This is a genomic window from Methylobacterium sp. 174MFSha1.1 (assembly GCF_900116815.1).
Taxonomy (GTDB): Bacteria; Pseudomonadota; Alphaproteobacteria; order Rhizobiales; family Beijerinckiaceae; genus Methylobacterium.
On sequence record NZ_FPCB01000048.1, the window covers coordinates 1 to 26,380 of the forward strand.

The 26,380-nt window shown below is 70.7% G+C and carries 23 protein-coding genes and 2 rRNA genes; 17 read left to right on the plus strand and 8 right to left on the minus strand.

All coding sequences use genetic code 11. From position 1 onward, the window contains the following. Together BM430_RS29595 and rrf are read left to right on the plus strand one after the other, a co-directional pair. Positions 1-302: ribosomal RNA gene (locus tag BM430_RS29595) — 23S ribosomal RNA — on the plus strand; the annotation flags it as partial. A gap of 105 nt (positions 303-407) precedes the next feature. Then, positions 408-523: ribosomal RNA gene (rrf, locus tag BM430_RS29600) — 5S ribosomal RNA — on the plus strand. 120 nt (positions 524-643) lie between these two features. Here the strand turns inward: rrf and BM430_RS29605 are convergent. Then, entirely contained in the window at positions 644-1,105 is a 462-nt protein-coding gene (locus BM430_RS29605) for a RidA family protein (protein WP_177303206.1), read from the minus strand. 117 nt (positions 1,106-1,222) lie between these two features. Between BM430_RS29605 and BM430_RS29610 the strand changes: the two genes are divergently transcribed. From BM430_RS29610 to BM430_RS29630, 5 genes are all read left to right on the plus strand, one after another. After that, positions 1,223-2,155: a LysR substrate-binding domain-containing protein gene (locus BM430_RS29610; protein ID WP_093570805.1), complete on the plus strand. Its 933-nt coding sequence runs from the start codon at positions 1,223-1,225 to the stop codon at positions 2,153-2,155. A 147-nt stretch (positions 2,156-2,302) separates the two neighbouring features. Next, positions 2,303-3,475 carry a CaiB/BaiF CoA transferase family protein gene (locus BM430_RS29615; protein ID WP_093570806.1) on the plus strand — a complete coding sequence of 391 codons (1,173 nt, stop codon included), beginning with the start codon at positions 2,303-2,305 and terminating at the stop codon, positions 3,473-3,475. Continuing rightward, positions 3,472-4,344, plus strand: coding sequence for an HpcH/HpaI aldolase/citrate lyase family protein (locus BM430_RS29620; RefSeq protein ID WP_093570807.1), 873 nt, complete (start codon positions 3,472-3,474; stop codon positions 4,342-4,344). The genes BM430_RS29615 and BM430_RS29620 overlap by 4 nt, the downstream gene beginning before the upstream one ends. After that, positions 4,341-5,450: a zinc-binding dehydrogenase gene (locus BM430_RS29625; protein ID WP_210188466.1), complete on the plus strand. Its 1,110-nt coding sequence runs from the start codon at positions 4,341-4,343 to the stop codon at positions 5,448-5,450. The genes BM430_RS29620 and BM430_RS29625 overlap by 4 nt, the downstream gene beginning before the upstream one ends. A 293-nt stretch (positions 5,451-5,743) precedes the next feature. After that, positions 5,744-6,769: a TRAP transporter substrate-binding protein gene (locus tag BM430_RS29630; protein ID WP_093570809.1), complete on the plus strand. Its 1,026-nt coding sequence runs from the start codon at positions 5,744-5,746 to the stop codon at positions 6,767-6,769. Positions 6,770-6,783: 14 nt separating this feature from the next. Here the strand turns inward: BM430_RS29630 and BM430_RS29635 are convergent, their stop codons facing one another. From BM430_RS29635 to BM430_RS29645, 3 genes are all read right to left on the minus strand, one after another. After that, positions 6,784-7,884, minus strand: coding sequence for an NAD(P)/FAD-dependent oxidoreductase (locus BM430_RS29635; RefSeq protein WP_093570810.1), 1,101 nt, complete (start codon positions 7,882-7,884; stop codon positions 6,784-6,786). Between the two features lie 122 nt (positions 7,885-8,006). Next, complete coding sequence (locus BM430_RS29640; protein ID WP_093570811.1) at positions 8,007-9,935, minus strand: LodA/GoxA family CTQ-dependent oxidase; 1,929 nt, start codon at positions 9,933-9,935, stop codon at positions 8,007-8,009. Positions 9,936-10,539: 604 nt separating this feature from the next. After that, the gene (locus tag BM430_RS29645; protein ID WP_093570812.1) at positions 10,540-11,316 is read right to left on the minus strand and encodes an SDR family oxidoreductase; all 777 of its coding nucleotides are present in this window, start codon (positions 11,314-11,316) and stop codon (positions 10,540-10,542) included. Positions 11,317-11,776: 460 nt separating this feature from the next. Between BM430_RS29645 and BM430_RS29650 the strand changes: the two genes are divergently transcribed. From BM430_RS29650 to BM430_RS29670, 5 genes are all read left to right on the plus strand, one after another. Beyond that, on the plus strand, positions 11,777-12,760 hold the full coding sequence (locus BM430_RS29650; protein ID WP_093570813.1) for a Hint domain-containing protein: 984 nt from the start codon (positions 11,777-11,779) through the stop codon (positions 12,758-12,760). Positions 12,761-12,902: 142 nt separating this feature from the next. Continuing rightward, complete coding sequence (locus BM430_RS29655) at positions 12,903-14,498, plus strand: acyl-CoA synthetase (RefSeq protein WP_093570814.1); 1,596 nt, start codon at positions 12,903-12,905, stop codon at positions 14,496-14,498. A 137-nt stretch (positions 14,499-14,635) separates the two neighbouring features. Then, on the plus strand, positions 14,636-14,881 hold the full coding sequence (locus BM430_RS29660) for a type II toxin-antitoxin system VapB family antitoxin (protein ID WP_093570815.1): 246 nt from the start codon (positions 14,636-14,638) through the stop codon (positions 14,879-14,881). Then, positions 14,881-15,282 (plus strand): type II toxin-antitoxin system VapC family toxin, encoded by a 402-nt coding sequence (locus BM430_RS29665; protein WP_093570816.1) that lies wholly within the window; start codon positions 14,881-14,883, stop codon positions 15,280-15,282. The genes BM430_RS29660 and BM430_RS29665 overlap by 1 nt, the downstream gene beginning before the upstream one ends. Before the next feature lie 249 nt (positions 15,283-15,531). Next, on the plus strand, positions 15,532-16,782 hold the full coding sequence (locus BM430_RS29670; protein WP_093570817.1) for a DUF2252 family protein: 1,251 nt from the start codon (positions 15,532-15,534) through the stop codon (positions 16,780-16,782). Positions 16,783-16,809: 27 nt separating this feature from the next. Here the strand turns inward: BM430_RS29670 and BM430_RS29675 are convergent, their stop codons facing one another. Then, the gene (locus BM430_RS29675) at positions 16,810-18,039 is read right to left on the minus strand and encodes a serine hydrolase domain-containing protein (protein ID WP_244539718.1); all 1,230 of its coding nucleotides are present in this window, start codon (positions 18,037-18,039) and stop codon (positions 16,810-16,812) included. 186 nt (positions 18,040-18,225) lie between these two features. Here BM430_RS29675 and BM430_RS29680 point away from each other — a divergent pair, with 186 nt between their 5' ends. After that, entirely contained in the window at positions 18,226-18,720 is a 495-nt protein-coding gene (locus BM430_RS29680) for a DUF3429 domain-containing protein (RefSeq protein WP_093570819.1), read from the plus strand. A gap of 3 nt (positions 18,721-18,723) precedes the next feature. On the opposite strand, the gene BM430_RS29685 is transcribed toward BM430_RS29680, so the two are convergent. Both BM430_RS29685 and BM430_RS29690 read right to left on the minus strand, forming a co-directional pair. Continuing rightward, positions 18,724-19,701, minus strand: coding sequence for a right-handed parallel beta-helix repeat-containing protein (locus tag BM430_RS29685; protein ID WP_093570820.1), 978 nt, complete (start codon positions 19,699-19,701; stop codon positions 18,724-18,726). Between the two features lie 85 nt (positions 19,702-19,786). Beyond that, the gene (locus tag BM430_RS29690) at positions 19,787-19,990 is read right to left on the minus strand and encodes a hypothetical protein (RefSeq protein ID WP_093570838.1); all 204 of its coding nucleotides are present in this window, start codon (positions 19,988-19,990) and stop codon (positions 19,787-19,789) included. 234 nt (positions 19,991-20,224) lie between these two features. Between BM430_RS29690 and BM430_RS29695 the strand changes: the two genes are divergently transcribed. Then, the gene (locus BM430_RS29695) at positions 20,225-21,259 is read left to right on the plus strand and encodes an adenylate/guanylate cyclase domain-containing protein (RefSeq protein ID WP_093570821.1); all 1,035 of its coding nucleotides are present in this window, start codon (positions 20,225-20,227) and stop codon (positions 21,257-21,259) included. Positions 21,260-21,279: 20 nt separating this feature from the next. Here BM430_RS29695 and BM430_RS29700 read toward each other — a convergent pair whose 3' ends face one another. Beyond that, a complete protein-coding gene (locus BM430_RS29700; protein WP_093570822.1) occupies positions 21,280-21,744 on the minus strand; it encodes a hypothetical protein in 465 nt (154 codons plus the stop codon). A 313-nt stretch (positions 21,745-22,057) separates the two neighbouring features. Between BM430_RS29700 and BM430_RS29705 the strand changes: the two genes are divergently transcribed. The 3 genes from BM430_RS29705 (at position 22,058) to BM430_RS29715 (ending at position 26,257) form a co-directional block, all read left to right on the plus strand. Continuing rightward, a complete protein-coding gene (locus BM430_RS29705) occupies positions 22,058-22,567 on the plus strand; it encodes an RNA polymerase sigma factor (protein WP_093570823.1) in 510 nt (169 codons plus the stop codon). A 99-nt stretch (positions 22,568-22,666) separates the two neighbouring features. Further along, positions 22,667-23,617: a FecR family protein gene (locus BM430_RS29710; RefSeq protein WP_093570824.1), complete on the plus strand. Its 951-nt coding sequence runs from the start codon at positions 22,667-22,669 to the stop codon at positions 23,615-23,617. Positions 23,618-23,782: 165 nt separating this feature from the next. Continuing rightward, positions 23,783-26,257 (plus strand): TonB-dependent receptor, encoded by a 2,475-nt coding sequence (locus BM430_RS29715; RefSeq protein ID WP_093570839.1) that lies wholly within the window; start codon positions 23,783-23,785, stop codon positions 26,255-26,257. The last annotated feature ends 123 nt before the right edge of the window (positions 26,258-26,380 follow it).

The following is a 26,380-nucleotide window of genomic DNA, read 5'->3' on the forward strand; positions in this document are numbered from 1 at the left end:
CAGAACGTCGTGAGACAGTTCGGTCCCTATCTGCCGTGGGTGTAGGAGTTCTGAGAGGATCTGTCCCTAGTACGAGAGGACCGGGATGGACGGACCTCTGGTGGACCTGTTGTGGCGCCAGCCGCAGTGCAGGGTAGCTATGTCCGGTCGGGATAACCGCTGAAGGCATCTAAGCGGGAAACCCCCCTTGAAACGAGAACTCCCTCGAGAGCCGTGGAAGACGACCACGTGGATAGGCTGGATGTGCAAGCACGGCAACGCGCTGAGCTGACCAGTACTAATCGCTCGATCGGCTTGATCGCTCTCATGATCCGTGTCCGGATCGACACCAACCACAACACGATGAAGACGGATGGGCGTCACAGCCCCTCCACACATGCTTGCCCGAACGCGACGTGCTTGGCCGGTCTGGTGGTCAGAGCGGGGTGATCAGAACCCGATCCCATCTCGAACTCGGCCGTTAACCGCCCCAGCGCCCATGGTACTGTGTCTCAAGACACGGGAGAGTCGGTCACCGCCAGACCTGCCAAGCACGCACACCTTCCCTCTTCACGACCGATCATATCGATCAACGCAAGACACCCCGCCGGACCAACCGGCGGGGTGTCTTGCGTTCAGGCGTCCACGGCGCCCGATTCGTCGCTCAGGGCGCGATCTGCAGGATCGCCTCGACCTCGACCGTCATGCGGTTCGGCAGCGAGCCCATGCCGACCGCCGAGCGAGCATGGCGGCCGGCATCGCCGAGCACGTTCACCAGAAGATCCGAGCATCCGTTGATGACCTTCGGGTGGTCGGCGAAATCGGGCTCGGCATTGACCATGCCCAGAAGCTTCACCACCGCCTTGATCCGCGACAGGTCGCCGAGCGCCGCCTTGGCGACGGCGAGGAGTTGCAGCCCGGCGAGCTGCGCGTCGGCGTAAGCTTCCTCGATCGTGGCGTCGCGGCCGAGGCGGCCGGGGCGGTAGGTGCCGTCGGGGCGCTTGGGGCCCTGGCCGGAGAGGTAGAGCAGGTCGCCGACGATGCGGAACGGCACGTAGTTGGCGACCGGCACCGGCACCTCGGGGAGGGTCAGGCCGAGCTCGGCGAGCTTCTGTTCGGGGGTCACGGATCGCTCCTCGTCGATGGACGTCGTCGGTGCAGCGGGAAACCCGTTGATTTCCCGCGTGGAATCGCAACACTTCCGCCTGCCGGCACCGGCCAACAAGACGAGCGGAACGCCGCCATGTCCACCCCCACCCTGAAGCAGATCCGCTTCTTCGTCGCCGCGGTGGATTGGGGCAGCCTGTCGCGGGCGGCAGCGCATCTCAACGTGGCCCAGCCGGCCCTGAGCCAGCAGATCGCCCAACTCGAAGCGACCTTGCGCAGCGAACTGTTCGTCCGGACCGCCCGGGGCGTGCGGCCGACCGAGGCGGGCCAGCGCTTCTACCGTCACGCCCGCACGATCCTGCGGCAGGTGGACGGGGCGGTGGCCGACCTCACCGGACCGGGGCCGGTCATCGGGCGGGTGGCGATCGGCCTGCCGACCAGCGTCTCGACCATCCTGGCGCATCCGCTGCTGAGCACGATCCTGCGCGACTATCCGGGCATCCGGCCGGAGCTGTTCGAGAGCCTGTCGGGCTACCTGCACGAGCTGATCGCCCAGAGCCGGCTCGAACTCGCGATCCTCTACCGCGACCGCTCTGCCCCCGGGCTCACCGTGCAGCCGATCCTGCGTGAGGAACTGTTTCTGGTGACGAAGGCGGGCGCTGCCACCCCCGCCACCATCACCATGCGGGAGGTCGCCCGTCTGCCGCTGGTGATGCCGAGCCCGACCCACACCCTGCGCACGATGGTCGAGGCGGCCTTCGCCCGCGAGGGATTGTCCCTCACGGTGATCGCCGACGTCGATAGCCTGCCGACCATGCGCCGGATCGCCGCCTCGGGCCTTGCCGCCGCCATCCTGCCGATCTCCGGTCTGTCGGGGCTCGACGAGGCCCAGCGTCCGGCGATGATCCGCATCGTCGAGCCGACCATCACCCGGCCGCTCGGCCTGTGCCACGCCGCCGACCAGCCGCTGACCGGCCCCGCCGCGCTCGTGGCCGACCTGATGGTGGCGGAGGTGCGCCGTCTCGTCGAGAGCGGCGCCTGGGGCAATGCCGTCCTGGCCGAGCCATAAGCTTTCCCGATAGCCACCCCGGAAAATCCGTCTCGATCGCGGCCGCTCCCTCGGACAGGATACTCCCCAAGCAAGATTCGTCGGGGAGGCACGGATGGCCCGCAGGACGCGCTGGTGGCGACACGCCGCTCTCGACCGGGGCTGCCGATGAGCGCCGCGCCCGCCGCCGACGGGCCGCTCGCCGGGATCCGGGTGCTCGACCTCTCGCGCCTCGTCGCCGGCAACATGCTGAGCCTGCAACTGGCGGATTTCGGCGCCGACGTGATCAAGCTCGAGCCCGACCGGGGCGACCCGCTCCGGCACTGGCAGGATGACGGCATCCCGGCCTGGTGGAAGGTCTACGGCCGCAACAAGCGCTCGATCCGCCTCGACCTGCGCGAGCCCGAGGGCAAGGCGGCCTTGCGCCGCCTGGTGCCCACCGCCCAGGTGCTGATCGAGGGGTTCCGGCCCGGCGTGATGGAGGCCGCGGGCTTCTCGCCGGAGGTCCTGCTCGGATTGAGCCCGAAGCTGGTGATCGTCCGGGTCAGCGGGTTCGGGCAGACCGGCCCGTATGCCCAGCGCCCCGGCTTCGGCTCGCTCATCGAGGCGATGAGCGGGTTCGCGGCCAAGAACGGCTTTGCCGACAAGCCGCCGGCCCTGCCGAACCTCGCGCTCGCCGACATGGTGGCGGGCTTGTCGGGGGCTTTCGCGACGCTCGCGGCCCTGCGCGTCGCGGAAGCTCCCGGCGGCGCCGGCCAGGTCGTCGACCTGTCGCTGCTGGAGCCGCTGCACGCGACCCTCGGGCCCGACGCGGCGATCCACCGGCTGACCGGGCGGGTGCCCTCGCGCATCGGCAACCGGGTCAGCATCACCGCGCCGCGCAACGTCTACCGCACCCGGGACGGCGAGTGGCTGGCGCTCTCGGCCTCGACGCAAGAGATGGCCGCCCGGCTGTTTCGCGCGATCGGCCGGCCCGAGATGATCGCCGACCCGCGCTTTTCCACCAACTCCGCCCGGCTCGACAACGTCGAGGAGGTCGACGCGATCGTCGGCGGCTTCATCGCCGAGCGGGATCTTGACGCCAACCTCGCCTACTTCGAGGCGGCGGAAGTCACGGTCGGCCCGGTCTACGACCCGGCGGGGTTCGCCGAGGATCCGCATGTCAAGGGCCGCGGGGTTCTCGTCGAGGTCGAGGATCCGGAGCACGGCGCGGTGCCGATGCACGCGCCCTTCCCTCGCCTGTCGCGCACGCCCGGCCGGATCCGGCGCCTCGCACCCGCGCTCGGCCAGGACGAGGCCGACATCGCCGCCGAGCTCGGCCGGACGGAGACCACGCGATGAGGCTGCGCTCCCTGCTCTTCGCCCCGGCCGATGCGGCCCGCAAGGTCGAGAAGGCGGTCGGATCGGGCGCCGACGGCGTCATCCTCGACCTCGAGGACAGCGTCGCCCCCGCGGCCAAGGACGCGGCGCGGGCGGAGGCCGTGGCGATGCTCCGCGCCCGACCGGGCACGCTGATCGTGCGGATCAACCCGCGCGGCACTGCCTGGTACCTCGCCGACCTCGCGGCCGTCGTCCCGGCGCGGCCCGCCGCGATCCTGCTGCCGAAATGCACCGCGCCGGCCGACCTCGCGATGCTCGCCGGCCAGATCGACGTGCTGGAGGCCGCCGGCGACGTGCCGGCCGGATCCGCCGGCGTGCTGCTGCTCGCGACCGAGACGGCGGAGTCGCTCCGGGACATGAACTATGCCGGCGTGTCGCCGCGCCTGCGCGCCCTCTGTTTCGGGGCCGAGGACCTGTCGGCGGATCTCGGCATCAGCCCGCGCCGGCCCGACGGCCGCCTCGCGGCACCGGTCGCCGCCGCCCGCGACCGGCTGCTGATCGCCGCCGCCGCGGCCGGCGTCGCGGCGATCGACACGCCGTTTCCCGATCCCCGCGACCCCGCCGGCCTGAAGGCCGAAGCCGAGGCGGCCGCCGCCGACGGCTTTTCCGGCAAGCTCTGCATCCATCCGGGCCAGTTGGAGGCGGTGACCGCCGCCTTCACCCCAGCACCGGAGCGGGTCGCCTGGGCGCGCGAGGTCGTGCGGCTGCTCGAGGGGAGCGGCGCGGGCGTCGCCGTCCTCGACGGGCGGATGATCGACATCGCCCACCTCAAGCTCGCGCGCCGCGTGCTCGCGATGGCGCCCGAGGGGCAACCGGGGGACAGGTCATGATGCGCTTTCCGAAGACCAGCCGTGCCGCCGTGGTGCGGGAGTTCAAGGCGCCGGTCTGCATCGAGGAGGTGCCGGTCCCGCAGGAACTGGAGCCCGGCACGATCCTGACCAAGATCGAGACCTGCTCGATCTGCGGCACCGACGTCCATCTCTGGCAGGGATCGCTCGCCCTCAAGGTCGACCTGCCGGTGATCATCGGCCATGAGATGGTCGGACGCATCGTCGCGATGGGGGCCGGGACGGAGCGGGATTCGGTCGGGCAGCCCCTGCGGGTCGGCGACCGCATCACCTGGACCCACACGGCCTGCGGGCGCTGCTACTTCTGCACAATCGCCCGCGAGCCGACCCTGTGCCAGTACAGCCGCAAGTACATGTACGAGCGGATGGACGTCGCGCCCTACCTGCTCGGCGGTTTTTCGGAGTACGGCTACGTGCTGCCGGATTCCGGCCGGGTGAAGGTGCCCGATTCGGTGCCGAACGAGCTCGCCAGCATGGCGAGCTGCGCCTTCCGCTCGGTGATGAACGCCTTCGACGTCCTCGGCCGGGTCGATCCGACCGACACGGTGGTGGTGCAGGGCGCCGGGCCCCTCGGGCTGCTCGCCACCGCGGTCGCCAAGATCTCGGGCGCGCGACGGGTCGTCACCCTCGGCGCACCGGAGGCGCGGCTGGCGCTCGCCCGCGACTTCGGCGCCGACGAGGTGATCTCGATCGAGACGACGAGCCACGCCGAGCGCCTCGACCGGGTCCGGGCGCTCACCGACGGGCGCGGCGCCGACGTGGTGATGGAGTTCACCGGCCACCCCGCCGCCTTCGGCGAGGGCCTCGACCTCGCCCGCCGCGGCGCCTCCTACGTCGTGGTCGGGCAGCTCGGCCAGGGGACGACGACGATCGCGCCCTCGACCATCGTAGCGAAGAACCTGCGGGTGCTCGGCTCGTTCTCCGGCCAGGCCAAGGCGTACTGGAAGGCGCTGCAATTCGTGGCGAACCACCAGCACGAGGTGCCGTTCCACACGATGGTGACGGGACGCTACAGCCTCGACGAGGTCGATACGGCGCTGAACCGGATGAAGAACTTCGAGGAGATCAAGCCGATCATCGCGTTGTGAGGAAAGCTGTACCGGCGGAGCATCCTGCAGCAGCCCACATCGACATCCCTCGATGTCATCCCGGGGCTCGCCGAAGGCGAGAACCCGGGATCCATAACCGCTGAGGCTGCAAGACCGATCTGAACACCCTCCGCTTCATCCTGAATCGTCGGCGGTTATGGATCCCGGGTTCCGCTTTCGCGGCCCCGGGATGACGATGGAGCTTCGACGAACACGTTCGCGGTCGCGGTCGAAGACAGAAAACACCCGCCCCGCGGCCCCACCGCCAACCAAAAGAACCCTCAGGAGGAACGATGTCGAGCGCCCCCCTCTCGCGCCGCGCCCTGGTCGCCGGCACGCTCAGCGCCGGACTGGTCGGTTCGGCCTTTCCGTTGCGCCGCGCCCGCGCCGCCGAGTTCGTGTTCAAGCTCGGCACCGACGTGCCCGAGACCCATCCGATCAACATCCACGCCCGCAAGGCCGCGGAGGCCATCCGCGCGCAGACCGACGGACGGGTGGACCTGCAAATCTTCTCCAACAACCAGCTCGGCGGGCAGAGCGACATGCTCTCGCAGCTGCGCTCCGGCGCGCTCGAATGTTTCGCGCTGTCGGGCGTCAACGTGCTCTCGACGATCATCCCGACCTCGTCGATCTACGGCCTCGGCTTCGCCTTCCCGGATTACGACGCGGTCTGGCGCGGCATGGACGGGCCGCTCGGTGCGCACCTGCGCGGCCAGATCGAGAAGGCCGGCTTCGTCGTCATGGAGCGGATCTGGGATAACGGGTTCCGCCAGATCACCAACAGCGTGCGGCCGATTCGTGAGCCGAAGGACCTCCAGGGCCTCAAGATCCGGGTGCCGGTGAGCGCGCTCTGGACCTCGCTGTTCCGCTCGCTCGGCGCGGCGCCGACCAGCCTCAACTTTGCGGAAGTCTATTCCTCGCTGCAGACCAAGGTGGTCGACGGGCAGGAGAACCCGCCGGTGATCATCAATACCGCCAAGATCTACGAAGTGCAGAAATACTGCTCGGTGACGAACCACATGTGGGACGGCTGGTGGTTCCTGATCAACCGCCGCGCCTGGAACCAGCTGCCGGCCGACCTCAAGGACGTGTTCGCCCGCAATGTCGACGCCGCCTGCCTGGAGGAGCGCAAGGACGTGGCCCGGCTCAACGCCTCGTTGCGCGAGGAACTCGTGGGCAAGGGCCTCGCCTTCAACGACGTCGACACCGCGCCGTTCAAGGAGGAATTGCGCAAGAGCGGCTTCTACGCGGAATGGCGCAAGAAGTTCGGCGACGAGGCGATGGGCCTGCTCGAAACCGCGGCCGGCAAGCTCGGCTGAAGGCCCCCCTGCCCTCAGGCCCCGTGCCGCCGGCTCCAGAACGGCCGGTCGGCCCAGCGGGTCTCCAGGCCGTACCAGGCCCGCAGATGGGTGTCGTAGGCTCCCGCTACGGCGTCGAGCCCGCGCCGGTACTCGTCGAGCGCTTGAGGCTCGCCGGCGAGGGTCCGGAGGACGGCTTCGGCGCCGGTCAGGGCGGTGTAGAGCGCGTTGAGCAGCCCCTGCGACGAGAGCGGGTCGCAGGCCAGGGCGGCATCGCCGACGGCGAGCCAACCCTCGCCCGCGGCCGCGTCGATCCGCGCGCTGTGCGCCGCGCAGGAGCCGGCCGGGCCGTCGGGCACGAAGCCGGTCGCGTCGAGGATGTCGGCGAGGCCCGGCTGACTCTTGGCGCGCGCCAGAAGATCCGGAGCGTCCGCGGTTTCGACGGCCGCCGGGAGGTCCGCGTCGGTGTGGAAGGCGAGGACCCGGCGCCCGGCCGGCAGGGGCGCGGTGTACCACCACCCCTCGGCTTCGGCCGCCACCATCGTGCGGCGCGGCCCCTCGGCGCCATGTCCGTGGAGCCAGCGGCAGATCAGCCGGTCCTGCCGGGTCCGGCGCCGGCCGAGGGCCCGGGCCACCGGCGAGGCGCGCCCGCCGGCATCGATCACGATGCGGGCCGCGACCGTGAGCGGGCGCCCGTGCCGGGTCACGGTGAGCCGCCAACCGTCGCCGCTGCGCGCGAGCCCGGCGAGCTTCGCCGGAGCCACCAGGGCGGCGCCGCGCCGGGCGGCGCAGGCCCGCAGCCACTCCTCGAAGCGCGCCCGGTCGAGGTGCCAGCCCGGCCCGTCGAGGTCGCGCATCGCATCGACCGAGACCGGGTCCGGCCCGCCCCAGAGGCTGTCGGCCCCCTGGCAGGGGGCGTGGCCCTCGGCCAGGAACGCGTCCCACAACCCCATGTCGCGCAGGAGCCGGCGCGCCGCCGCCGGCAGCGCCTCGCCGATGCGGGCGGGCCGCGGCGCGCCCGAATCGGCCCGGTCGAGCACCAGCGTGCGGCAGGAGGGAGCCAGCAGCGACGCCGCGGCGGCGCCGGCGGGGCCGGCCCCGATCACCACGATGTCGGCGGTGAGGTCCGTCGTCACGGCGGCTCCCGTCTCCAAGCATTGTCCGACGAAGTGGATGCCGGTTCGTCGTAGAAAATGCGGTAAAAACAAAAACCTTTGGGCACTGCACGATCGCGTTGCGATCGTGCAGTGCCATCAGGTCAGCGGTGCAGGTGCGGCGGCAGGCGCCGCACCTTGTCGATGTCGGACAGGTCGGTCACCTCCGGGTCGGGCGTGGCGCTCCGCTTCAGCAGCCGGATGCCGGGCCGCGCCGGGACGGTGAGGTCCTGCACCTCCATGACCGCCGGGAACGCGTCGTCGCCGGGGCCGGGCAGGCTCTCGACCACGCCCATCTTGTCGAAATGCGCGATCATCGTGTTGACCTGCGCCACGTAGGTCGCCGCGAGGTCGAGGGGGGCGTTCCAGTCGGCGCGGCGGGCGAAGGCGGCCTTGCGCTCCGCCAGCGGCCGGCGCTCGTCCTTGACGATGGCGTAATCCTCGCGCGTGAGAACCTGGTTCGGCACCCGGGCCGGCCAGAAGGTCGGCACGTAGGGGTCGTAGGCCTTGGCGTAGCCGGAGCGGCAGCTCGCCGTGTCGGTCTGCCAGGGCACGGCCATCCAGCGGGTGATGCCGCCGGCGATCTGGGGGCCGAGGCAGCCGTCGGGGGCGATCGCCCGCTCGTAGGTCAGCGTCATGCCGTAATCCGGCTCGACCCAGCCGGCCGGGGCGTGCGCGAACCGGAACGGCGCGCGGTACAGGCCGATCCAGCGCACCGGCCAGGTCATCTCGCAGCCCGGATGGAAGGCGTCCGCGAGGCAGAAATCGAGGGCGGCCTTGGTCAGCATGTCGCCCTGCCGGGCGAACGGAACCTCGTCGAGGGTCCGGGGAACCGGCCGCGCCGGGTCGTAATCGGCCTCGAACTCACCCTTTACCCAGAGGCCGAGCTGCTCGAGCTGCAAGCCGCTGAGGCTGCTGTTCTGGCGCGGCGAGAGGGCCGGCGGGTTGTTCATGGCGTCGCCGTAGAGCCATGGCCACGGCACCGGCGACCAGCTGTCGCGGGTGGTCGACGCGAGCGGCATGCCGTTCGACTCGTTCGGGCTGACGGTGCGGAACTGGTTGGCCAGCACCCGGCGCCATTCGCGGTCGGATGGGTCGGCCGAGGCGAGGCGGGCGATCGTCTCGGGCGTGAGGTCGAACACGCCCTTCCAGCCGAAGCCGGCGGCGAAGCCCTGGTTGACCCATTGCAGGCCGGCCATCCGCTCGAAGATCGGCAGGATGTCGTGGGTGAAGGACGGGCGCTTGGGCTTGGGCAGCCAGTGGTTCGCCACCGCGACGTCCCGCATCAGGTCCCACAGCGTGCGCACCGACTTGCGGCACGGGCCGTAATTGGGCGGGGCGACCACGATCCAGGCCGGCTCCACCGGCAGCGACCGGCCGCCGAGCCGGACGGTGGCGGTGACCGGGCCGTCGGCGACGTCGTCGTGCCAGGTGTCGTTGTTGGCGAAGGTCACCGCCATCTCGCCGGTATAGGACGCGGATTTGCCGTGTCCGCCGAGGACGATGAGCCGGCCGGCCTCGTCGGTCCGGATCGACCCGAGCGTGACCCGGGCGCCCATGAAGGTCCCGTCGTCGAAGACCTTCTCCGGATGGTCCCGGCCCGACACCGTGCGCGCCCGCGGGGTGATCGCCAGGGCCGCCCGGTCCGTATGCATCGGGTTGCGCAGGGTGGTGGGCGTCGCGCCCGGTTCCCAGGATTCCGGGATGTCGAGCGCCAGCTGGAAGCCGTACCAAGCCGCCTTCGTGTTGGCGAGCCGCACGGTCCAGGCGACCTCCGCGTCGGAGCCGGTTAGCTCGCGCACGATCGTGCCGGCCTGGTTGAGGCCGTAGACCCGGAACCGCGCCGCTTCGCGCTTCAGGGCTCCGGTGGGGTCTCGGTAAAAGCCGGGCGGCCACGGCAGCGGGTCGGGTACCTCCGGCCCGAGATACCACTCGGTCTCGCTGTTGCCGACGCGGGCGATCCCGATCGAGGGATAGATCGCCGCCTTGACGATCTCGTCGGCGGGAGCGGAGGAACCGGGAACCGCTGTCATGTGGGTCGACCCTGCTGGCGTAAACCGCGCGCTCGTCCAGGACGAATCGGCGAGATCCCAGTCATAGACGCCGCACGCCGCCTTGGCATGCCTCGCTTATGAAATTCAGATTTCAATTATATTTCTTTTTATAAAATTATGCCTTGCAGCGGCATCGATTTTTTGCGTCACACTGATTCGATATGGATTTTATTCCGGGCACTGCCCGGGAGATGGTGAAGATCGAGGTGATTGAGTTGGTCTTGCAACCATCTATTTGTTGTCTTGTTATTACAATAACCACTTAAACTATTTTTATATCGACAATATTATAAGATGACAATGCAAGATGCTGGCTCGCGTCAGCAAGCTGGCAAGTCTCCCTTAGCGTCATCCCGGGGCTCGCCGAAAGGCGAGAACCCGGGATCCACAACCGCCGAGGATGCGAGACCGATCTGAACGCGTTCCGCTTCGTCCTGAAGCGTCGGCGTTTAGGGATCCCGGGTTCCGCTTTCGCGGCCCCGGGATGACGTGGCGGGAATCTCGCCGATCGGCTCGCCCCGATCGGGCTCTTAACGCCGCCGCGATGGACCTTGGGCCTGCCACACTGCGCCGCCACAGGGGCTCACACGACGATCGCGGCCTTCGCCCCGTCCATGGTGAGGGTCACGCCGGTGACGTAGCTCGCCTTGGCGGAAGCGAGGAAGACGATGGCCGCGGCGATCTCCTCCGGCTCGGCCATGCGCCCGAGCGGGATGCCGGCCTCCGCCCGTGTCCGGGCCTCGTCGACCGCGACGCCCTGCACCGCCGCCTCGGCCCGCATGCCCTCCGCCACCCGGTCGGTCCGGGTCAGGCCCGGACTGACGCCGACGACCCGCACGCCGCTGCCGGCATAGGCTTGGCCGAGGCCCGCGGTCGCCAGCATCAGGGCGGCGTTGGCGGCCCCGCCCGCGATGTGGGTCGGGGCCGCGACCTTGCCGCCGCTGCCGATGACGTTGACGATCACGCCCGTGCCGCGGGCGGCCATCCGCTTCACGGCGGGGTCGAACATGTTGACGTAGGTGAAGAGCTTGGCGTCGAAGGCGGCCCGCCAGCGTTCCGGCGTGAGGTCCCCGGGCGGCACGCGCTTCGCGGCGCCGGCGCTGTTCACCAGAACGTCGACCGGCCCGAGCGCCGCCTCCAGGGCGTCGAGGGCGCCGAGCGCCTGGGCCGGGTCGACGAGGTCGGCCGCGAAGCCCGCGACCGGACCGAGCGCGGCGCGGGCGCGGTCGAGGTTGTCGCTCGAACGCGAGACGATCCCGACCCGCGCGCCCTCGTCGAGGAAGGCGCGGGCGCAGGCGAGGCCGATGCCCTTCGAGCCGCCGGTGATCAGCACCACCTTGCCGTCGAGTCCGAGTTGCATCCGCGTGTCCTCCTGGTGTCGTTCGTCCCCGCACTGTCGGCGACGGCGGCCGGATCCGGAAGCGTCCTTGTCAGAATGCGGGTTCGTTCGAGGACCGCCGCCACCTCGTGATCCGTCGCGGCATCGGTCGTGGACGAGCCGTCGGCGCGGGCGGACGGTAGCGGGATAATTCGGCAATATTTCTTGGAAGTTATTCCAAGAAATATTGCCAGTCTCTTGAGAGAATGCACGTCCGCCCCCGGACCTATGTATCAATTACACCACAAACGTGGGGAAATGCCGCAAGTGCCCCGCAAGGCCGGGTGTCGCCGGCCCGTGAAGCGTGCTTAGCCTGTGCCCGTCCCGACCCGCGCTGACGCAAGGCACCGGGCGGGCGGCGATGTTCTCACGCGGAAGTTGTTCCGCGCGATCCGCTTCGTCTCGACGACAATCAAGACAAAATCACCGGGAGGTTGGTGCGATGCCGGTTTTCAACAACACCGTCTACGGCGCAGGTTTCGTCGCGACCGATGACGGGGCGCCCTCGGCCGGGTTCGGCCTCGACGATGTCTCGACCGCGAGCATCACGGTGACCGGAACGGTCGCCAAGGCCGGCGACACGGTCCAGGCGACCGGCATCTTCCCGACCGAGAGCACGTCCACCACCAAGACGCTCTACGCGACTCAGTACGATTCGCCGAGCATGATCCAGTTCACGGACAATCCGGCCAAGCCGACGACCCGCTACGTCTTCTCGAACACGGCGCTCGCTGCGCGTCAGCGCGTCACCTTCGACAGCAACAACACGCCGACCGATTACGCACCGGTCTGCTTCGTCACCGGCAGCCGCCTGCGCACCTTGCGCGGCGAGGTCGCGGTGGAGGACCTACGGGTCGGCGACCGCGCCGTGACGGCGTCCGGCGCCCTGCGGCCGGTGATCTGGATCGGGCATCGCGACCTCGACGGCGCCGGCACCGCCCTGCCCCGGCAGCAGCAGCCGATCCGGATCCGCGCCGGCGCCTTCGGGCCGGGCCTGCCCGCCCGCGATCTCCTCCTCTCGCCCGGGCACCCGGTTCTCGTCGGGGCGGATGCGGACGGCGAGGGCGGGCACCTCGTGCCGATCATGTGCCTGATCAACGGCACCAGCATCGTTCGCGAGCCGGTGGCGGCCGTCACCTACTGGCACGTCGAGCTCGACGCCCACGACGTCCTGCTCGCCGAGGGACTGCCCGCCGAGAGCTACCTCGACTGGGGCGACCGGCCGTTCTTCGCGGAGGGCTCCGACCACGCCCTGCACAACCCCGACTTCGTCGTGCCGGGTCTCGCCGCCCGCTGCCGGCCGGTCGCGGTCGAGGGGCCGGTGGTCGAGGCCGAGCGGGCGCGCCTGTCGGGCGTGTTCGCCGCGTCCCTCGGCGAGGCCTGCGCCTGGGACGAGGCCGAGCGCTTCGCCTGGATCGCCGCCTGACCGGCGCGGACCGCCCGAAGGCGGGGCCCGGGCGGGGCCTCGCCGACCGGCCGGATCCACCGGGCGCTCCGCCCCTCGTGACTTGTCCCCGCCACCCTGAGACAAAGGGGGACAACAACGAAGACACGAGGGAGAGACGACCATGGACCGCGACGATCCTTTCGCCGGACCCGACGCCGCGCGCGCCCGGCGCGACACGATCTCCGATGCGCTCCGCCGCACGGCCCGGCGCTACCGCGACCGCACCGCGCTGACCTTCGGCGAGCGACGCTGGAGCTTTGCCGCCCTCGACCGCGCCGTCGACCGTGTCGCCCGGGGCCTGCTGGAGGCGGGCCTGACCCGGGGCGACCGGCTCGGCGCGCTCGGGCGCAACTCGGACGCCTACCTGATCCTGTGGCTCGCCTGCGCCCGGGCCGGCCTCATCCACGTGCCGGTCAACTACGCGCTGACCGGGCGCGAATTGCGCTACATCGTCGAGCAATCGGGCGCCCGCGCGCTGATCGTCGATCCGGCGCTCGCCGGCAACGCCCGGGAGGCGCTGGACGAGGGGGCGGGTCCCTGGTTCGCCACCCTGTTCGGCGGCACCGGCCTCGACGTGCTGCGGCTCGCGCAGGGCGAGGGTGAGGTCGAGCCCGTCGACGTGCCGGTCGCCGACGAGGACGTGGTGCAGCTCCTCTACACCTCCGGCACCACCGCGGCGCCGAAGGGCGCGATGATGACGAGCCGCGGCCTCATCGCCGAGTATCTGAGCTGCGTCACCGCCCTCGATTTCGGCCCCGGCGACCGGGCGCTCGCCGCCCTGCCGCTCTACCACACCGCGCAGATGCACGCCTTCACCATGCCCCAGCTGCTGGCCGGAGCCGAGACGGTGCTGATCGAGGCGCCGGTGCCCGAGACCTGCCTGCGCCTGATCGAGGAGCACCGCCTCACCTCGTTCTTCGCGCCCCCGACCGTGTGGATCAGCCTGCTGCGCTCGCCCGACTTCGCGCGGCGGGACCTCACATCACTGCGACACGTCTATTACGGCGCCTCGATCATGCCGGTCCCGGTGCTGGAGGAACTGCGCGCCCGCCTGCCCGGCGCGAAGCCCTACAATTGCTACGGCCAGAGCGAGATCGCGCCGCTCGCCACCGTGCTGCGCCCCGAGGAGCACGATGCCCGCCCGGCCTCCTGCGGCCGCCCGGTCTTCAACGTCGAGACCCGGATCGTCGACGACGCGATGCGCGACGTCGCCCCGGGCGAGCGCGGCGAGATCGTCCACCGCTCGCCCCAGCTGATGGCCGGCTACTGGGACAAGCCGAAGGAGACCCGGGAGGCGTTTCGCGGCGGCTGGTTCCACTCGGGCGATGTCGGGATCATGGACGAGGCGGGCTACATCACGGTGGTCGACCGGGTGAAGGACGTGATCAAGACCGGCGGCACCATCGTGGCGAGCCGCGAGGTCGAGGAGGTGCTGTTCACCCACGCGAGCGTCTCGGAGGTGGCGGTGATCGCCCTGCCCCACCCGAAGTGGATCGAGGCCGTGACGGCGGTCGTGGTGCTGCGCCCGGGCGCGCAGGCCGGGGCCGAGGAGCTGATCGCCCATTGCCGCACCGGGCTCGCGCCGTACAAGGTGCCCAAGCGCATCCTGTTCCAGGAGGACCTGCCCCGCAACACCGCCGGCAAGCTGCTCAAGCGCGAGTTGCGGACGCAATACGCGGCTTTGGACTGGCCGGGGGAGGACGGGCGGGGCGTGTGAGCGCGTGCTGGCCGGCTGCGCCCTCGCGGCGGCGGACGCAGCCGGCGGCACGGGCGCGGCGGGGTGGCCGCGCTCGCGCCATGCGCTGATTGACGATTGACGATTTGCAGCAATACATTTTCGTAAAGAGATCTGCCATGGCGACCATCCTGAACGTTCGGAACCCTCGCGCGCATGCGCTCGCCAGTGAACTTGCGCGGCGTCGCAAGACCGGTATTACCGAGGTCGTGATCCAAGCCCTGGAACATGAGCTTGAACGCGAACGCTCCTCGATACCCCTCGCTCAGCGTCTCACCACTCTTGCGGATCGCGCCAGGGCGAAAGCCGGGCCCAATGCACGCCCTGTCACTGAGGCGGATCGTGACGAGATGTGGACCCGTTGATGTTCATCGACACGTCCGCTTTCGTAGCGATTTTCTGCGATGAACCCGAAGCCGGGATCTTCGCGACGTGTATCGAGCGAGCGCCACATCGTTGCACATCGCCGATGGTTCGCCTGGAAACCTGCATGGTCTTGGCAACCCGCATGGATCGCGATCCCGTCGATGTTCAGGCCGATTTCGACGAATTCCTCGCCGAAGCCGGGATCGCCGTCGTGTCGATCAGTGACAGCGTCGGCTGCATCGCCGTCGAGGCGTTCCAGCGGTACGGAAAGGGACGCGGCCACCCGGCACAGCTCAACCTTGCGGACTGCTTGTCGTACGCCTGCGCCCGCGCCTACCGTCATCCCATCCTCTTCAAGGGCCGGGACTTCGGCCACACGGACCTGCAATTCGCGCTCTAGCAGCCGTCCGTTGAGTCTCGATCTCATTGCAAGTGAGCCGCTGCCTCAAGGCCGCAGTTCCTCACCGCCGACGACTCGCGCCTGTTCCGTGGGGCGGACGGTCTAACCACCGCCCTCCTCCCTGCCACGTCCGAACCTCCCACCGTCATCCACAGCAGAGACGAAACGACGCGCGTTGCCCACCTGTTCTCGTGCGTTGACCGGGGCGGCCAAGGTAGCGTGTCGGCCGTGCTCACGCAGGTGATGGGAATGTCCGAGATCCGGAGCTTCGGCCCGCAGGACCGCGCGGCGGTGCTGGAACGTCAGCGCACCCTGAAGATGGCGCGGTCGGCGCATGCCTACGTGCGCGGCAACACCCTCAAATTCTACGAGTGGCTCGACGGCCTGCCCCGCGGCACCCTGCCGGAGGGGCCGGCAATCTGGATCTGCGGCGATTGCCATCTCGGCAATCTCGGGCCGCTCGCCGACGCCGAGGGGCGGGTCGAGATCCAGATCCGCGACCTCGACCAGACGGTGATCGGCAACCCGACCCACGACCTCGTCCGCCTCGGCCTGTCGCTGGCGAGCGCGGCGCGCGGCTCGGACCTGCCCGGGGTGGTCACGGCCCGGATGCTGGAGGAGATGATCCGCGGCTACGCGCAGGGCCTCGGCGTGGGGGAACCCGGCGAGCCGGGTGCCGGCGAGGCCCCGCCGGAGCCGGAGGTGGTGCGGACGGTGCGCCGCCGGGCGCTGGGCCGGCACTGGAAGCAGCTCGCCCGCGAGCGGCTGAAGGACGTCGAGCCGCGGATCCCCCTGGGGCGCAAGTTCTGGGCCCTCGACGCAGGCGAACGCGACGCCTTGCGCGAGGTGTTCGCCGAGGACGCGGTGCGCCGCCTCGTGCTCGCCCTCAACGGGCGCGACGCGGGAGCGGATCTCCGCCTCATCGACGCCGCCTACTGGATGAAGGGCTGCAGTTCGCTCGGCTTCCTGCGCTACGCCGCCCTGGTGCGGATCGAGGAGCCGGAGCAGGGACACGACAAGGCCGGAGGGCACGGCAAGGAGCGCCGGCGCCGCCTGGCCCTGGTCGACCTCAAGGAGGCGGTCGCGCCCGCGGCGCCCCCGGCCCCCGGCGCCCGGATGCCGGAAGACGCCGCCGAGCGGGTCGTCGCCGGGGCGCGGGCGCTGGCGCCGAATCTCGGCGAGCGGATGCTGCCGGTGCATCTCCTCGGAAAGCCCGTGGTGATGCGCGAGCTCGCGCCCCAGGACCTGAAGCTCGACGTCGACCAGTTCACCCGCGAGGAGGCGGTGCGGGCCGCCCACTACCTCGCCACCGTGGTCGGCCGGGCCCATGGCCGGCAGATGGACGACGAGACCTGCGCGGCGTGGCGGGCCGAGGTCACCCGCGGCTGCGACGGCGAGGCGCCGTCCTGGCTGTGGTCGAGCGTGGTCGAGCTCGCCGGGCGGCACGAGGTCGGCTACCTGCAGCATTGCCGCCGCTATGCCGGCCGCCGCGCCGCCTGACGGGCGCTCCCCGCGCTCAATGGGGCGCTACTGCACCAGCGCCCCGTAGAGGAGGTTCTTGAACAGGAAGCGGGTGTGCTGGCGCGTGCTCGGGCCGGCCGCCAGGAAGACGCCGACGATCCCCTCCTTGCGGTCGACCGTGAAGCTGGTGCCGCCGGCCCCCGCCCACATCGCGTCGCCCTTGGAGCCGGGGATCCAGGCCCCGCCCTCGTCGAGGCGCACGCCCCAGCCGAGGCCGAAGCCGTAGCCCGGGCCGGTGGTCGGGGTCGGCGCGCCTTCGAGCCCCTGGAGATGGTTCGACAGCATGAACTCGACCGATTCGCGCGACAGGATGCGCGCCCCGTCGAGCTCGCCGCCATTCGCCACCATCTGGGCGAAGCGGAAGTAATCCTCCGCCGTGATCACCGCGCCGGCCCCGCCGTGGAGGTAGCGCTTGCCCGGATCCTGCTCGCTGCGGGCGAGCTTCCACAGGTCGGCCTTCAGCGGATCGGCATCGTAGGCGTCGGCGAAGCGGGCGGCCTGGTCCGGCCGGAGCTGGAAGCTCGTCTGCGTCATCCGCAGGGGCTTGAACAGGGTCTCGTCGAGGAACCGGTCGAGGCGCTGGCCCGACACCTTCTCGACCACGAGGCCGAGGACGTCGGTGGCGACCGAGTATTCCCAGCGCGTGCCCGGCTCGTAGGCGAGCGGGATCGCGGCGAGCCGCTTGACGAACTCGTCGTTCGAGAGGTCGCCGTTCAGGCTCTCGACGTCGGCCTTCTCGTAGGCCTCCTTCATCTCCGGGAAAGGCGCCGAACCGCCATAGGTGAAGCCCGCGGTGTGGCGAAACAGGTCCCAGACCAGGATCGGGCGCTTGGCCGGCACCGCGACGCGGCTCGTGCGCCCGCGCTCGTCGCGCACCTCCGCGTAGACCTTCATGTCCTTGAATTCGGGGAAGTACTGCGACAGCGGATCGCGCAGGGCGAGCCGCCCCTGCTCGATCAGCGCGATCGCGGCGACCGCCGTGAACGGCTTCGTCATCGAGAAGCCGCGGAACACCGCGTCGCGGGTCATCGGCTTCGTCTTCGCGGAATCGAGGAAGCCGTGCGCCTCGAAGTGGACGATCCTGCCGTTGCGGGCGATCAGCGTCACCGCGCCCGGAATCGTGCCCTTCTCGATCTCCCGGGTGATCGCCGGGGCGATGCGCGCCAGGCGCTCGGTCGAGAAGCCCTCCTGCACCGGCGGCCCGTCGGCGGCGTGCGCGACGCCTGCCAAGAGCACGGCTGCCAGCGACCAAGACAGAGCGCGTTTCGCGGTCCGACCCATCTGTTCCTCCCGATTTTTGAGCGAGCATAGAGCGGGCGTAGCCGATGGACCAGACGGTCGGGCGGCGATCATCATCCCATGCTGTCGCGACGGGCGCGTGACGCCTCTAGGCAGGATTCGTCAGCAGGAGACGCGAAGACCATGCAGGACGATCCGACCGGCCGGACCCTCACCATCCACGAGTCCCGGGCGGTGCCGTGGCTCAGCGTCGCCCTGGGCTTCGGCCCGATGCTGCCCTTCGTGGCCGGCGCGGCCGCGTCCTGGACGCTCGGGGGCGAGCCGGGCGAGGCGGCGGTCACGCTGACGCTGCTCTGGGCCTGCGCGATCCTGCTGTTCTTTTCCGGGGTCCGCCGCGGGGTCAGCTTCCGCACCGAGGGCGGGGCGACCGTGATGCAGATCACCACGATGCTGGCGCTGTTCGTCCTGGGCTTCGGCGCCCTGCTGGCGGTGGCGCTCAGTCGCACCGGGCTCGCCGCCGGGCTGCTGATCGCCGGCTACGGCGCGGTCGCTTTGCTCGATCCGGTCGCCGCCCGGCGCGGCGAGGCGCCCCTGTTCTTCGCCCGCCTGCGCCCGGTCCAGATGCCGCTCGCGATCGCGAGCCTCGCGGCGATCCTGGTGCTGGTCGCGCGCGCGTAAGCGCTACTCGACCGTGTTGGGCGCCACCACGTTGCCGGTCCCGTTATCGGCATTGTCGAGGCTGCTGCCGAACGGGTAGCCGGCATCCTCGCCGCAGGTGAAGCGCCAGCCGTTGCGGGAATTGACCACGATCGGCGCGGCCTGGAAGAAGCCGCGGGTCCGGAAGGTGTTGCCGGTGATCACGTTGTCGGAGGGGGTCTGGTGGCGCACCGTGCTGCCCTCGCCGCAATTGCGGTAGAGGCGTAATCCCCCCTGGCCGCGCAGGGTGAGGCGGTTGCCGGTGATGCGGTTGCGCGCCGAGCCGTCGACCGCGACGAGCTCGCGCGCCGTCTCGGTCTCGACATCGTTGTCCTCGATGCGGTTCTCGGCGCTCTCGGCGTCGAGGTAGAGCGCCGTCGAGACCGAGCGGCCGGCGAGCCGCGAGCCGCGCAACGTCACCCGGGTGACGCCGGGGCCGAGATAGAGCGGGATCGGTCCGGCGGCGACGATGGTCGTGCCGGTGATCGTCACGTCGGTGGGCGCAGCGGCTTGCGCGCGCGCGGTGTGGCCGAGGCTGTGCGAGGATTCGCGCAGGAGCGCGCCCTGCCCGTTCTCGGCCATGCCCCAGATCCGGACGTGGCCGAAGACCTGGCAATCGCGGATGCGGATGGCGGACGGGCGGTCCCAGGCATCTCCAGGGCGGGAGGGCGGCCGGGAGCGGATCGCGATCGTGTAGGCGCCGAGATACGCCTCCTCGCCCGGGCGGCCGAGGCTGGCGCCGGCGCAATCGAGGGTGAGGCCCGACGCCGCCGCGCCCTCGATCACGATGCGCTTGAGCACCCGGTCGCCGGGCGCGAGACGCAGCGAGCAGGTGAGACGCACCTCGTCGTCCCCGGGCGTCGGCGGCGCCAGCAGGCGCGCGCGGGTAGCCGCCTCGCAGGGAACTGTTGCGACGTGACGCACCATGGCCGGCGGATCGGGCGGCAGCGGGGCGAGCGGCATCGGATCGCTCACGCGAAAACGGGCGAGGCCCGTGCGGCCTCGCCCGTTTTCGACGTCACGATGAGACGTGAGGTGGTGCCGGCGCTTACCAGCGCCCGCTGCCCGCGGAGTGCATGCTGCGCTCCACCGCGGCGAGCGCGCTGGCCTCGGCCTTGGCCTCCGTCGGGTGCGGACGGTCGGAGCGCTCGACCAGCTTGCCGTTCCGGCGGATGGCCCACTGGAACTGCCCGGCGGGCTTCGTGATGGGGGAGATTTCGATGGTGTAGGGAGTGGAAGTGCTGTCTGCCATGAGCCCCATATAGGCGGTGGGCGGTCACCTTTCCACCCCGTACCGGGTGAGAGGTACGCGAGGACTGCATGGCCGGGGCGCACGGCGATGTGATCCCCGCTCCGCGGTGCATGGGAGGAGGCAGGGCGCGAGACCTGCTATCTCTGGCCGGCGAGGCGCGAGCGAGGAGCCCCGATGTCGTCACCCGTTGCGCCCGCCGAGGCCCAGGCCCGCCCCGTGGCGCAAGGCGGGGCCATGCCTCCCTTCCGGGCCCGGTTCTGGCTCGTGGCGCCGGCCATCGGGGCGCTGGCCGGCCTGCTCTACGGCCTGACCTTCGGCGTCGAGCCGTTCGTCGCGGTGGTCCGGGGCGTCTTCATCGGCGCGCCGCTGATGCTCTACGAGCGCGGCCTGATGCTCCGGCGCTGGCGCGCGCTGACGCGCCGGGCCGCGACCCCGGTCTTCGCCGTCGCGACGCTGGCGACCTACGTCGCGATGATCGTGCTGGGCAACGCCGTCGCCGGCACGGTCCTCCACCGCGGCTTCGGCGTCATGGCCGATGCCCGCAGCGCGATGATGATGACGGAGACGGGCTTCGCCTACGCGCTCGGGATCTCGGCGTTCGCCACCTTCGTGTTCCGGGTCCGCGACCTGATGGGACCGCGCGTCTTCGCGAGCCTGCTTGTCGGCCGCTACCACCGCCCGATCACCGAGGAGCGCATCTTCCTGTTCCTCGACGTCGCCGGCTCGACGCGCTTCGCCGAGGAGCACGGCGACCTCGCGGCCCAGAGCTGGCTCGGGGCGATCTTCGCGGCCCTGGCCCTGCCGGTGCACCGCGCCCGCGGCTCGATCGACGATTACGTCGGCGACATGGCCCTGGTGAGCTGGTCGATGGACAGGGGCACGCGGGACGCGGCCTGCCTGCGCTGCGTGTTCGACTTCGTCCGGACGATCGAGGCCGACAGGGAGGGCTGGGTCGCGCGGTTCGGCGCGGTGCCGACCTTCCGCGCCGCCCTGCATTGCGGGCCGGTCGTGACCGCGGAGATCGGTCTGGAGCGGCGCAAGATCGCCTATTTCGGCGATGCGCTGAACACGACGAGCCGGCTCGAGGGCCTTGCCAAGGAACTCGACGTCCCGGTCATCGTCTCGGGCGACCTCCTGGATCGTCTCGGCCCCCTGCCTGCCGACCTCCGGGCGGCGGATCTCGGCCTGCGCCCGGTGCGCGGGCGCAAGGAGCCGCTGCGGATCGCGGCTTTGCGGGAGGCCGGCCGCACCGGGGCAGCGGCGCGGTGAAGCCCGTCCCTCACGCACCCTCACGCACCCTCCCGTCGCTCAGCCGACGCCACCACCGCCGCCGCGAGCGCGACCGCCACCGCATCCTCGGCGAAACCGTAGGCGCGACCGGCCGCATGGCGGGAATCCGGCCCGCGCGCGGCGCGGCCGAGGAGCGTGCCGGCCGCCGCGCCGGCGAGGCCCGCCAGCGCACCCGCCTCCGGCGCGGCGCGCCGCCCGGCCAGCGCCCAGCCGCCGACGGCCCCGATGACGAGCCGCAGCGCGAAGGACGGCGGGATCCGCCGGTCGGGGGCGAACGGCATCTTGTCGCCGGCGATCTCGGCCAGCGCCGCCGCGACGGCGAGGCTCCGGGCGACGGGCCCGGACGGGATGACGGTGCCCCGGGTACGCCCCTCTGCAGCCGCGACCGTCAGCGCGGCGCAGGCCGTCATGCTGCGCAGGCCCGCGACGAACCCGATGCCGAACGAGGGGCCGTGGTCCCGCATGTGTCGTCTCCCTTCGCGTACCGCGAGGGACAAGGCGCCAGCGGCATGGCGTGTTCCCGTCACGGCCGATCGTGGCATTCCTGCACCAGGGCGAGGATTTTCCCGCCCCCGCATCCGTCCGGCCGCCCGGCGGGGCGGGCTTCGTTGCCGAACATTTCCGGCAGAAACACAACGGCTTGCGTGGAGTCACCCCGCGCAGTTTAGAACTGGACGTAATACGATGAAGACACCACGCTACGACAAGCGCTTGTGCGATCGTATTCGGGATGATTGATTGATCAAGGTCCAGTTTAGATAAGTTCGGAGTTGGGGCATGCAGGCGGTCTCGATCGATGCGCTGCATCGGGGCGACGGTGCGAGGCTGCGGCGATTCCTGACGCGCCGGCTCGGCAACCCGGCCGACGCGGCCGACGCCCATCAGGAAACTTATCTCCTGATGCTCGCGGCGCTCACCCGGACCAACATCGAGCAGCCCTCCGCCTTCCTGTTCCAGATCGCCAGCAACGTGGCGCGCCGGATGCGCAACCGGCAGCGGCTGGAGGGCCGGATCTTCCAGCCGGTCAGCGACGAGGACTGGACCGGCCTCGCCGACGCCCACGCCCTCCCGGAGCAGCAGGCGATGGCCCGACAGGATCTTCGGCGGCTCGCCGCCGCCATCGACGAGTTGCCGCCGCGCTGCCGGGAGGCGTTCCTGCTCGCGCGCATCGAGGGATTGCCGAACGGCGAGGTGGCGGCGCGGCTCGGCGTCAGCCGGAACATGGTCGAGAAGCACCTGATCAAGGCGCTCCTGCATTGCCGCCGCCGCTGCGGCGATCTTTTCTAAAGAGAACGTCAGGATTCCGGCGCCCCGTCGATCATAAGGGATCGAGGCTCGCATCCCCGGATCGTCCGGGCCTGGTGAGCGCCGTTGAGGGAACCGGCCTTGGCCATCGACGACGGGACCGGTGCGCATCATCCGGACGAGGAGGATCCGATCGACGAGGCGGCGGCCGGCTGGGTCGTGCGCCTCGCCTCCTCCGACGCGACCGAAGCGGACCGCGCCGCGTTCGACGCCTGGCTCGCGGCCGATCCGGTCCACGCGGCGGCCTTCGCCGAGATGGATGCGCTGTGGCGCCAGCTCGGTCACCTGCCGGACCGGGCTCCCGTCCGCCGGAGTCCGAGGGGGCCGGCCGGCCTCGCCGCGATTCTCGTGCTGGGAGGAGCCCTGGCCTTCCAGGCCGGCCTCGCCGACTGGCTGCGCTCCGACCTGTGGAGCGGAATCGGCGACATCGCCCACGCGACCCTGCCCGACGGCAGCCGCGTCGACCTCAATACCGGCACCGCCCTCGCCCTGCATTTCTCCGGCGCCGAGCGCCGGGTGTCGCTCCTGCGCGGCGAGGCGGTGTTCGACGTCGCCCGCGATCCCGCCCGGCCCTTCGTCGTCGAGGGGGGCGGCGTCAGCGTCCGGGCCGTCGGCACGGTGTTCTACGTCCGCGCCGACGGCGCCGCGCAGCCGGTCGGCGTCGCCGAGGGCCGGGTCGATGTCGCCACGGGAGGCCGCCACGTCGCCGTGTCGGCCGGCGAGGCGTTTCGGGAGGGCCCGGCGGGCGGCGGCGAAGCGGTTGTGGCGAAGGCGGACGTCGCCCGCGCGATAGCGTGGCGCGACGGGCGCCTGACCGTCTCCGGCGAGCGCCTGTCCGACGTGCTGGCGGAACTCGGGCGCTATCGCCGCGGGCGCATCGTCCTGCTCGACGCGAAGGCTGGAGAGCGGCGCGTCACCGGTGCCTTCGACCTGCGCGACACCGACGACGCCCTCGACGCCCTCGCCGCTGGCCTGTCCCTGCGCGTGACCCGGCTCACGCCGCTCCTGGTCCTAGTCGGCTCGCCCGTCTGACGAATTTTTTCGAGAAAATGCGTTTTCCGACGTCAGGAGATCGCCGCCCCGTTGATCTCAAGCCCATGAAGGGACGAGAGCGCGCGAACACGCCGCCCCCCTTCGCGCAGACGGACGGGGTGGTCGGACATGGTGGCGCGCAAGCGTAGGGTTCAATGCGGACGGCTGGCCGGGATGGCGCTCGCCGGCGCGTCGGTGCTGGTGCTGGCATCGGCGGCGGCCCGGGCCGACGACGCCGTCGCCCTGTCGATCCCAAACGGGCCGCTCGAACCCGCCCTCGTCCGCTTCACCGAGCAGGCCAAGGTCAAGCTCGTCTACGGGACCGACCTGACCCAGGCCCTGACGACGACCGGCCTCGAGGGCACGTTCCAGCCCCTCGAGGCGCTGGGCCGGCTCCTCGACGGGACGGGCCTGAGCTACCGCCGGGTGAGCCCGTCCACCCTCACCCTGGTCAATCCGCGCTACGCCCAACTCGGTGGCAAGCCCGAGGAGACGGTGCGCCTCGACGAGATCGTCGTCGAGGGCCGGCCGGGGGGCGGGCCCGCGGCTGCGGGCGACGGGGGGCGGGGCCTGCCGCCGCCGACCGGGACGGTGGGGCAGCCCCCGCCCCCCTTCGCCGGCGGCCAGGTCGCCACCGGCGCCAGGCTCGGCCTTCTCGGCAATCGCTCGGTCCTGACCACGCCGTTCAACGTCACCGGCTATACCGAGAAGCTGATCCAGGACCAGCAGTCGCGCTCGCTCGCCGACGTGGTTCTGAACGATTCCTCAGTGCGCAACGACGCGCCGCCGTTCAGCGAGCGCGATTCGTTCTTCATCCGCGGCTTCTCGGTCGTGAACCTCGACGTGGGCTTCGACGGCCTGTTCTACCTCGCCAACCCGCGGCGGGTGTTCACCGAGGGCGTGGAGCGGGTCGAGATCCTGAAAGGTCCGTCCGCCTTCCTCAACGGCGGCACCGGCCGCGTCGGCGGCACGATCAACCTGATCCCCAAGCGGGCCTACGACGAGCCGCTGACGCGTCTCACCACGACCTACCTCAGCGATTCGCAGGTCTGGACCCACGCCGATCTCGGCCGCCGCTTCGGCCCGTCGAAGGAGTGGGGCGTGCGCACCAACCTCTCCTATCGCAACGGCAACACGCCGCTGGACAAGAACGCCATCGAGGTCGGCGTCGCGACGCTGGGCCTCGACTATCGCGGCGAGCGCCTGCGCGCCTCGCTCGACCTCGTCCACAACAGCCAGAACATCACGGCGCCGACCTCGCTCTTCAACTCGGTCTCCCCGAACATCCCGATCCCGCGAGCGCCGAACAACCGCCTCAACACGTCGAGCTCGCTCGAATACATCGACACCCGCCAGAACATGGCGGCGGGCCGGGTCGAGTACGACATCCTGCCCGACACGACGATCTACGCGGCCGGCGGCGTGAGCCGCTACAACGAGGACTTCCTCACCTCGTTCTACCAGGTGACGAGCCTGACCGGCCAGGCAACCAACACCCTCTCGATCCAGCCGCAGGAGATCCAGGGGCTCACCGGCGAAGTCGGCCTGCGCACGAAGTTCCAGACCGGGATGCTCGGCCACTACCTGACCGTCTCGGCGGTCGAGGCGAACAACCGGAACTACCGCGGCGGCTTCGTCCAGCCGGCCCTGCCGGCCCCCTTCCAGACCAACATCTACGATCCGATCCACCTGGCGCGCGGCTCGGTGAACACCCGGCTGCTGCCGCGCTCCGACAACCGGCCGCTGTTCACGGAGTTGAGCGCCCGCAGCGTCGGCATCGCCGACACCCTGTCGCTCGGCGAGGACCGCTTCCTCCTGACCCTGGGCGGCCGGTTCCAGGAGATCGACCAGCAGGGCTACAACATCACCCTCGGTCCGAGCCTGGGCAACCAGACCTCGAACTACCAGCGCGGCCGGTTCAGCCCGGCTATCGCGGCGGTGTTCCGCCCGACCGACAACCTGTCGTTCTACGGCAACTACATCGAGGCGCTGGAGCCCACGGCGACCGCACCGGTCGCGGCGATCAACGCCAACGAGGTCTTCCCCCCCGCGGTCAGCCGGCAGCAGGAGATCGGCGCCAAATACGATTTCGGCACGTTCGCGGTCACGGCGTCGCTGTTCGAGATCGAGCAGCCGAACGCCTTCACCGACCCTGCCACGCGGCGCTTCTCGGTCAGCGGCCTGCAGCGCAACCGCGGCGCCGAACTCTCGGTGTTCGGCGAGCCGCTCCCGGGGGTGCGGCTGCTGGGCGGCGTCACCTTCCTCGACGGGCGGCTCGTCAACATCGCGAACCGCCAGTTCAACGGCAACGTCGCCCCCGGCGTGCCGGACGTGGCGTTCAACCTCTACGGCGAGGTCGACCTGCCGCCGTGGCTCGCCCCCGGCCTGACGCTGACCGGGCGGGCCATCTACACCAGCGGCCAGTTCTACAACCAGGCCAACACGCAGCGGGTGCCCGACTGGACGCGCTTCGATGCCGGCCTGCGCTACACCTTCGAGGGCGCCTCCGGAAAGCCCGTCACGGTGCGGGCCATCGTCGAGAACGTGTTCGACAATTCCTACTGGGCCTCGGCCGCCCGCGGCTTCCTGGCGGTGGGGGCGCCGCGCACGGTCATCGTCTCGGCGACAGTGGATTTCTGAGTGAGACGGCAGGGGAGCGGCCCGGAACCGGCCCTCCCCCTTTCCTGCACGATGATGCCTGCACTCCGCCGAGCATTCGACCCACGATACCCTGAATGACCGCTCGATTTTGCGAGTTTTTGT